The 8,274-nt window shown below is 46.8% G+C and carries 6 protein-coding genes; all 6 read left to right on the top strand.

Going from position 1 to position 8,274, the window contains the following annotated elements:
* The first annotated feature begins 226 nt into the window (after positions 1-226).
* The 6 genes from IFU39_RS31470 to radA all read left to right on the top strand — a co-directional run bounded on the left by IFU39_RS31470 (position 227) and on the right by radA (position 8,266).
* The gene (locus IFU39_RS31470) at positions 227-1,402 is read left to right on the top strand and encodes a GNAT family N-acetyltransferase (RefSeq protein ID WP_105602477.1); all 1,176 of its coding nucleotides are present in this window, start codon (positions 227-229) and stop codon (positions 1,400-1,402) included.
* Positions 1,403-1,863: 461 nt separating this feature from the next.
* Positions 1,864-2,325 carry a CtsR family transcriptional regulator gene (locus IFU39_RS31465; RefSeq protein ID WP_036607135.1) on the top strand — a complete coding sequence of 154 codons (462 nt, stop codon included), beginning with the start codon at positions 1,864-1,866 and terminating at the stop codon, positions 2,323-2,325.
* A 31-nt stretch (positions 2,326-2,356) separates the two neighbouring features.
* The gene (locus IFU39_RS31460) at positions 2,357-2,881 is read left to right on the top strand and encodes a UvrB/UvrC motif-containing protein (protein ID WP_105602475.1); all 525 of its coding nucleotides are present in this window, start codon (positions 2,357-2,359) and stop codon (positions 2,879-2,881) included.
* Positions 2,882-2,909: 28 nt separating this feature from the next.
* Positions 2,910-3,980, top strand: a complete 1,071-nt coding sequence (locus IFU39_RS31455) for a protein arginine kinase (RefSeq protein WP_017692043.1) — start codon at positions 2,910-2,912, stop codon at positions 3,978-3,980.
* Positions 3,981-4,164: 184 nt separating this feature from the next.
* Complete coding sequence (locus IFU39_RS31450) at positions 4,165-6,627, top strand: ATP-dependent Clp protease ATP-binding subunit (protein ID WP_036607223.1); 2,463 nt, start codon at positions 4,165-4,167, stop codon at positions 6,625-6,627.
* Positions 6,628-6,898: 271 nt separating this feature from the next.
* On the top strand, positions 6,899-8,266 hold the full coding sequence (radA, locus tag IFU39_RS31445) for a DNA repair protein RadA (RefSeq protein WP_036671578.1): 1,368 nt from the start codon (positions 6,899-6,901) through the stop codon (positions 8,264-8,266).
* Positions 8,267-8,274: the final 8 nt, after the last annotated feature.

The raw sequence follows: 8,274 nt of genomic DNA, 5'->3' as shown, positions 1-8,274 counted from the left end.
ATGGTACTTGGACCGCAGGGTCCTGGGAGAGTAGGACGCCGCCAAGCGAAGAACCACTGCCGATGTTATTCGGTGGTGGTTTTTATTTGTTTATTTAAGGGGATGCGAAAGCATCTCTTATTTGACTTTGTAAGAATCCTCTGACACACTCTAAGGGGTACATATATCACATATCAGGCTATGATTTGGATTGATAATAACTCTAGCGAATGGGGTGTAGGACAACATGGAAATTCAGAAATTGACGGTAGATGATTTTGAACCAGCGATGGCACTCTCCGAATATGCTTTTCAGGTGGTAATGAATGATGAACAAAAAGAAAAGCGGCGGAGTCAGTTTTCGTCACAAGATATATGGGGTGTATATGAGGACGGGCAGCTAGGAGCCAAACTTCACATCATTCCTTTTCACACCTATATTCATGGCAGAGCGTTCGAGATGGGCGGTATTGCGGGTGTAGCCACCTGGCCAGAGTATAGACGCAAAGGCTGGGTAGCGGGTCTACTGAAGCATGCGTTGGAAGAAATGAATCGCAACAAACAGAGCATATCATTCTTGCATCCATTCTCTTTTGGTTTCTATCGGAAGTATGGATGGGAGACGTATGTTGAATTTAAACGTTATAAAGTACCTACAGCTCATTTGCCTATGAAAAAAGCGACACCTGGAACAATTCGGCGTGGGGATCCGGGCCTCAGCATATTAAAGGAAGTATACAGTGCTTATGCTGAGCGTTATAACGGAACTCTGGTTCGGGATGATGCAAGGTGGGAGAATTCAGTTCTGGTTAATGGAAGCAGCCAGAAGGCTGTATATTACGATGAAGCTGATGCAGCACAAGGTTATCTTTTATATGAGGTTAAGGAAAATAAGTTTACTATTAAAGAGATCATCTATCTGAACGAAGAGGCTAGGCAAGGACTGTGGACCTTCATTGCTAACCATGATTCCATGATCGAGGAAGTTACGTTGCAGGCACCTGCCAGTGATACACTTGCCTTCCAATTGGATAACCCGAGGATTCAGCAGGAGATTGTACCTTATTTTATGGCGCGTATCGTTAGTGTGGAGCAGTTTATATCCCAGTATCCCTTTGCAAATCAGGACTCACCGTTGCAGATTGTTCTTCAGGTAGAAGATGCACACGCTCCATGGAATGAAGGGGTATGGCAATTAAACGTGGCAATGAACGGAACAGCGTCCATATGGAAAACTTCGGAACCAATTACTGATGATCAGACCATTAAGGTGGATATTCAATCCCTTACCGCAGTGCTGATGGGGTATCGCAGACCAACGGAAATGGCACGGATCGGAAGAATTCACGGACCAGAAGCAGCAATCAAGGCTTTGGAACAAGTGATTCCTGAACGGGAAACCTATTTGCTCGATTTCTTCTGATGACTATTCCCACTGCTCCATTTAACTTGATTAGCTTATATAGAAATACGGCGTGATTGAAAGACAAATGGACTTCTCCAGCAATTTTGGGGAGGTTTTTTTGTGTCTGGGGAATATTTCGTGTAAAATCGTAAAAAATGAATAGTGACCCCACTTGGCAAAACCACAAAATATGCTATAATGGTTATAAAGTCAAAGAAAGTCAAAGTCAACTAAAGGTTTAATACTTAAGTAGCTTTCTTTCTACAATCTGATGCATGATCGCCAATATACGGGATTCATCTCATCGGAGGATCAAGGGAATATTAAAGGACCTTCGTGCTTCCTTCGCTCTCCTATTGACACCTGTGGAAGCAAGATTCGCTGTTTCCCTGATTGGTTAAATGGGTAGAGAAGGTGTACTCTGTGGGGGCGTGTGGGTCCTTATTGACTTAACGTTTCAGACAGTGGAGGATGATTGGATGCGTAATATCTCTGATATTATCGAACGATATCTGAAGAGTATTTTGCATGAAAGTCCCGAAGGAATGGTTGAAATTCAGCGTAATGATCTGGCAGATCAATTCTCATGTGTACCTTCCCAGATCAATTATGTCATCAGCACACGTTTTACACTCGAGAAGGGATACCTGGTAGAGAGTAAACGCGGCGGTGGTGGTTATGTTCGCATACAGCGTATTGAATTACCGGCCCAATCAGCTCTGCATAATCATTTGCACCATAGTATTGGTGAAGAGATCGGGCAGACAGCTGCCGAAGGTCTGATCTATCAATTGGAAGAAGCGCGCTTCTTGAGCAAGCGGGAAGCCGGGTTGATGCGAGCTGCTGTATCTAGAGAGGTTATATTAGTCAAACTTCCTTACCGGGATCAAATTCGTGCCAGAATGTTGAAGGCGATGTTAATATCTTTGCTCGGTAAATGAAAACTATCGGGGTCAAAGGAGGTACATCAATATGCTGTGCCAAGAATGCAATAAACGTCCGGCGACACTTCATTTCACGAAAATCGTAAATGGGGAGAAGACGGAATTCCATATTTGTGAGTCATGTGCCCGTGAAAAAGGGGAAATGATCCCTGGAACAGCAGGTGGGTTTTCCATTCACAACTTGTTGTCCGGATTGCTTGATTTTGATCCAGCCAGCAAAAGTGGATCGGCAGGAACACCACCTGCAAAAGCACTTCAATGTGAAGAGTGTGGTATGACGTACGCACAATTTAGCAAGATAGGCCGGTTCGGCTGCAGTTCATGTTATAAATATTTTGACAGCCGTCTGGATCCTTTGTTCAAGCGGGTTCACGGTAATACGTCCCATGTAGGCAAAGTGCCTGCACGAGCTGGTGGTCGCATCAAGGTGAAACGGCAAATCGCTGATCTGAAGCGGGAGCTCCAGGAGAGTATCGCGCAAGAGGAATTTGAAGAGGCGGCCCAGATCCGTGACCAGATCAGAGGACTTGAAAAAGGAATAGCTCAGGAGTAAAGTTTGTCATGAGTAGGAGGGATGCGTAATGCCTAATCTGCGCTTTACAGAGAAGGCGCTCAGCGACTGGATGCGCAGTGATGCGGCTGATTCCGAAATCGTCATTAGCAGCCGTGTCCGGATTGCACGCAACCTTCAGCATGTTCCGTTTCCGATGCTGGCTTCCAATGAGCAATCGGAAGAGGTGCTGAATAAGCTGAGCGAAGTACTTCAATACGATGACGTTCATGCCTTTGGGGATTTTCATACGTTGGATCTGATCGATATTGACGAACTCGACAAACGGGTGCTGGTGGAGAAACACCTCATCAGTCCAAGTCTTGCGAATGAATCCAGGAATGGTGCGGTTATTCTCAGTGAGGATGAGTCTGTCAGTATTATGATTAACGAAGAGGATCATCTTCGTATCCAGTGCCTCTATCCGGGGTTCCAGGTGAAGGAAGCCTGGGAGAAAGCTTCCGCAATAGATGATGCTTTTGAAGCGCACGTGGATTATGCTTTTGATGACCGCAGAGGATACTTAACCAGCTGTCCTACTAATGTAGGTACAGGTGTAAGAGCATCGGTTATGATGCACTTGCCTGCCCTGGTGATGACACAGCAGATTGGCCGCATTTTAACCGCAGTTTCCCAAGTAGGATTAACTGTAAGGGGGATATACGGTGAAGGTAGCGAGGCGATGGGTAACCTGTTCCAGATCTCGAACCAGATTACATTGGGACAGACCGAACAGGAAGTCATCGAGAACCTGCATGGTGTTGTGTTACAGATGATAGGTCATGAGCGTACAGCCAGAGAACGGTTAATGACCGACTCCAGACTTCGGATTACGGATCGGGTCATGCGTTCTTACGGCATATTGTCTCATGCAGCTATTGTTGATTCCAAGGAAGCTGCACAGCGCTTATCGGATGTACGCCTTGGCGTGGATCTCGGCTTGTTGGATGGACTGTCCATCACGGTAATGAATGAGTTGAATGTGATGACACAGCCGGGATTTTTGCAGAAAACATTCGGGGAAGATATGCGCACAGATGAGCGAGATATCTACCGAGCTCAGTTGATTCGTGATACGATCAATGCAGCGAAGCAGTCCTAGTTTAGCCTGATTTTGTATTGAAATATGGTTTCATGCCGCATTGCGGCTTTTATATAATAAGGCATGTACAAATGCCAAATGACTTTATTCGCAGCACGGCTGCAAACAAAAATGATATGAAGAATACGACGGTTATTTCATTACATGACCTCGTTTTATCCAAAACCATGGAGGTGCAGGAGATATGATGTTTGGAAGATTTACGGAACGGGCCCAAAAGGTGCTCGCACTCGCGCAGGAAGAAGCTGTCCGTCTCGGTCATAATAACATCGGTACTGAGCATATTTTGCTCGGCCTCATTCGTGAAGGCGAAGGTATCGCAGCCAAAGCACTGATCGGCCTGGGACTCGGATTGGAAAAAATTCAGGATGAAGTAGAAACGCTGATTGGCCGTGGCCAAGAGCAACCTACCAACATTGCATATACGCCACGTGCGAAAAAAGTAATTGAACTATCTATGGATGAAGCTCGAAAATTGGGCCATACCTATGTAGGCACAGAGCATATCCTGCTCGGATTGATTCGTGAAGGCGAGGGTGTTGCAGCACGTGTGCTCAATAACCTGGGAATTAGCCTGAACAAAGCACGTCAACAAGTGCTGCAATTGCTTGGCAGCAGTGAAGCTGTATCCAGCCATAATGGCACACCTGCCAATGTAAGCACACCAACGCTAGACAGTCTGGCACGTGACCTCACGGCTTATGCGAGAGAGAACAACCTGGACCCAGTCATTGGGCGTAGTAAAGAAATTGAACGTGTCATCCAGGTGCTCAGCCGTCGTACCAAGAACAACCCGGTATTGATCGGTGAGCCAGGTGTAGGTAAAACAGCGATTGCTGAAGGCCTTGCACAAAAAATCATTGCAAATGAGATTCCGGAAACATTGCGCGACAAACGTGTAATGACCCTAGATATGGGTTCTGTAGTCGCTGGAACCAAATATCGTGGTGAGTTCGAAGATCGTCTGAAAAAAATCATGGATGAGATTCGCCAAGCAGGTAACATTGTCCTGTTTATCGACGAATTGCATACCTTGATTGGCGCAGGCGGAGCTGAAGGTGCCATCGATGCTTCTAACATTTTGAAACCGGCTCTGGCTCGTGGAGAATTGCAATGTATCGGTGCGACAACACTGGATGAATATCGTAAATACATCGAGAAGGATGCAGCGCTTGAGCGTCGATTCCAACCGATTACTGTAGATCAGCCTTCTCCGGAAGAAGCGATTCAAATCTTACATGGCTTGCGTGACCGTTATGAGGCGCATCACCGTGTGAAAATTACGGACGAAGCAATTGTGCAGGCGGTTAAACTGTCTGACCGTTACATTACAGACCGTTTCTTGCCAGACAAAGCGATTGATCTGATTGATGAAGCGGGTTCCAAAGTAAGATTGAACTCTTACACGATCCCACCAAACCTGAAACAACTGGAAAGCCGTCTGGAAGATATCCGTAAGGAAAAAGACGCTGCAGTTCAAAGTCAGGAGTTCGAAAAAGCAGCAGCTCTGCGTGATACGGAACAAAAAATTCGTGAAGAGCTGGATGTAACGAAGAACCAGTGGAAAGAGAAACAAGGTCGCACCGATTCCGAGGTTACTCCTGAGGATATCGCACAAGTGGTAGCCAGCTGGACAGGAATCCCTGTGAACCAACTGAAAGAAGAAGAGACACAGCGTCTGATGAATCTGGAGTCTATTCTACATGAACGTGTCATCGGTCAGGATGAGGCAGTGAAGTCTGTCAGCCGTGCGGTTCGTCGTGCTCGTGCAGGACTTAAAGATCCGAAACGTCCGATGGGTTCATTCATTTTCCTCGGTCCTACAGGGGTAGGTAAAACAGAACTTGCTCGTGCTCTGGCTGAAGCGATGTTCGGCGATGAAAATGCAGTAATCCGGATTGATATGTCCGAGTATGGTGAGAAGCACTCGACTTCCCGACTTGTCGGAGCGCCTCCAGGATATGTTGGGTACGAAGAAGGTGGCCAGCTGACAGAGAAAGTTCGTCGCAAACCATATTCCGTAGTCCTGCTCGATGAAATCGAGAAAGCACATCCAGAAGTATTCAATATCTTGTTACAAGTGCTTGAGGATGGTCGACTGACGGATTCCAAAGGTCGCGTCGTTGACTTCCGCAATACGCTGATCATTCTAACATCCAACGTGGGTGCCGAAGCGATCAAACGTAACTCTACACTGGGCTTCACTGCAGTTGTAGATGCAGGAGCGGATTATGACAACATGAAGGGGAAAGTGATGGATGAGCTGAAGAAAAGCTTCCGTCCAGAGTTCCTTAACCGGATTGATGAAATTATCGTGTTCCACTCACTCGAAGAAAAACACATCGCTGAAATTGTTACGCTTATGAGTGAAGAACTTCGTAAACGACTGCTCGAACATGAGGTCGATTTCGAACTCACTGATAATGCCAAGTCTTTTCTTGCGAAGTCAGGCTTTGATCCAGCTTACGGTGCGCGTCCGCTTCGTCGGGCGATCCAAAAGCATATTGAGGACAAATTGTCCGAAGAGTTGCTCACAGGTAACGTAACCAAAGGGGATTCATTGCTCATCGACGAAGAGAACGGTGCACTGTCTGTTACGAAAAAAGACGTGGTCGTTCCGTCCAATGAGGAAATCGAAACCAAATAATATACATCAAGCTTTGGAGTGAGCTTCAGCTTGTATTAATCCTTATTCCATAATCAAATCCTTCTCGGCTTCGGCCGGGGAGGATTTTTTGCACTTTGGACAGAAGACGGACATGATTATGTCAGGAACATGTGTAAAGTTTGCGATAATCCTTTACGAAAAATCTCAAACAATGGTAAACTTTTAGTAACCCTGCACGTCAGGGAGTTTGGGTGAAATTCGTCGAATAATGCAAAATGCTGTTATAAAACTAAATTATAGGAGTGCTGAAGTGGCCAAAGTTAAAACCAAGTTTCAATGTACGGAATGCGGCTATGAAGCCCCCAAGTGGTACGGTAAGTGTCCGGGTTGTCAGTCATGGAATTCAATGGTGGAAGAAACAGAGACGGTGGTCAAAACACAAGGGAGAAATTCTCCTCTGTTTGACAGTAAAGATAAACCGCTTCCTATCATAGATATAGATAGCGGTCAGGAACCGCGTGTACAGACTGGAATCGGAGAGTTGAACCGGGTATTGGGTGGCGGAATTGTTCCGGGTTCACTCGTTCTGGTGGGCGGAGATCCGGGTATCGGTAAATCAACGTTGATGTTGCAGACGTCCCATGCTTTGACGCATTCGGGTTTGCGTGTGTTATATGTTTCCGGTGAGGAATCAGTCAAGCAGACTAAATTGCGGGCAGACCGCCTCGGGGCACTCTCTGCCGAGTTGTATGTATTGTGTGAAACCAATATGGAACGCGTAGAGGAAGCGGTGGATCAGATCCAGCCGCATTTTCTGGTCATCGACTCCATTCAGACGGTATATCTTCCCGAAGTTACCAGTGCGCCGGGTAGTGTAGCACAGGTAAGGGAATGTACGTCAAGGTTCATGCGGATTGCCAAAGGCAGAGGCATTGCAACGGTTCTTGTGGGGCATGTTACCAAAGAAGGTGCCATTGCCGGTCCACGTATGTTAGAACATATGGTGGATTGCGTGCTTTATTTTGAAGGAGAACGGCATCATACGTATCGCCTGCTGCGTGCGGTGAAGAACCGTTTTGGTTCCACCAATGAGATTGGTATTTTTGAAATGGGTGAGGATGGACTTCGTGAGGTGGGCAATCCATCCGAACTCTTTTTGTCGGAACGTCCACTGGGTGTAGCAGGTTCAACGGTAGTTGCCAGTATGGAGGGTACACGCCCTCTGCTCGTGGAATTGCAGGCGTTGATCTCAACCACCCATTTCCCTTCTCCCCGCCGTATGGCAACAGGGGTAGATCTGCATCGATTAAATCTGATCATTGCAGTGCTGGAGAAACGAATGGGGATGTTCTTACAGACCCAGGATGCGTATCTGAACGTGGCTGGTGGAGTACGATTGGATGAGCCCGCTGTAGATTTGGCGGTTGCCGTCAGCATTGCATCCAGTTTGAGAGATGTACCGACCAAGCCGGACGACGTCATCTTTGGCGAGATCGGTCTGACAGGTGAAGTTCGAGCCGTATCACGGGCCGAACAACGAGTGAAGGAAGCCGCAAAGTTGGGCTTCAAACGAGTCATTTTACCGGAAAAAAGCTTAAAGGGCTGGAAACATCCTCGCGGGATACAACTGATCGGTGTGAATACCGTGGCAGATGCACTAGCGGTTGCTTTAGATTAGGGGGCATA

This window comes from Paenibacillus sp. CFBP 13594 (genome assembly GCF_014842675.1).
GTDB lineage: Bacteria > Bacillota > Bacilli > Paenibacillales > Paenibacillaceae > Paenibacillus > Paenibacillus amylolyticus_B.
This window is presented reverse-complemented; position numbering and strand designations above follow the sequence as displayed.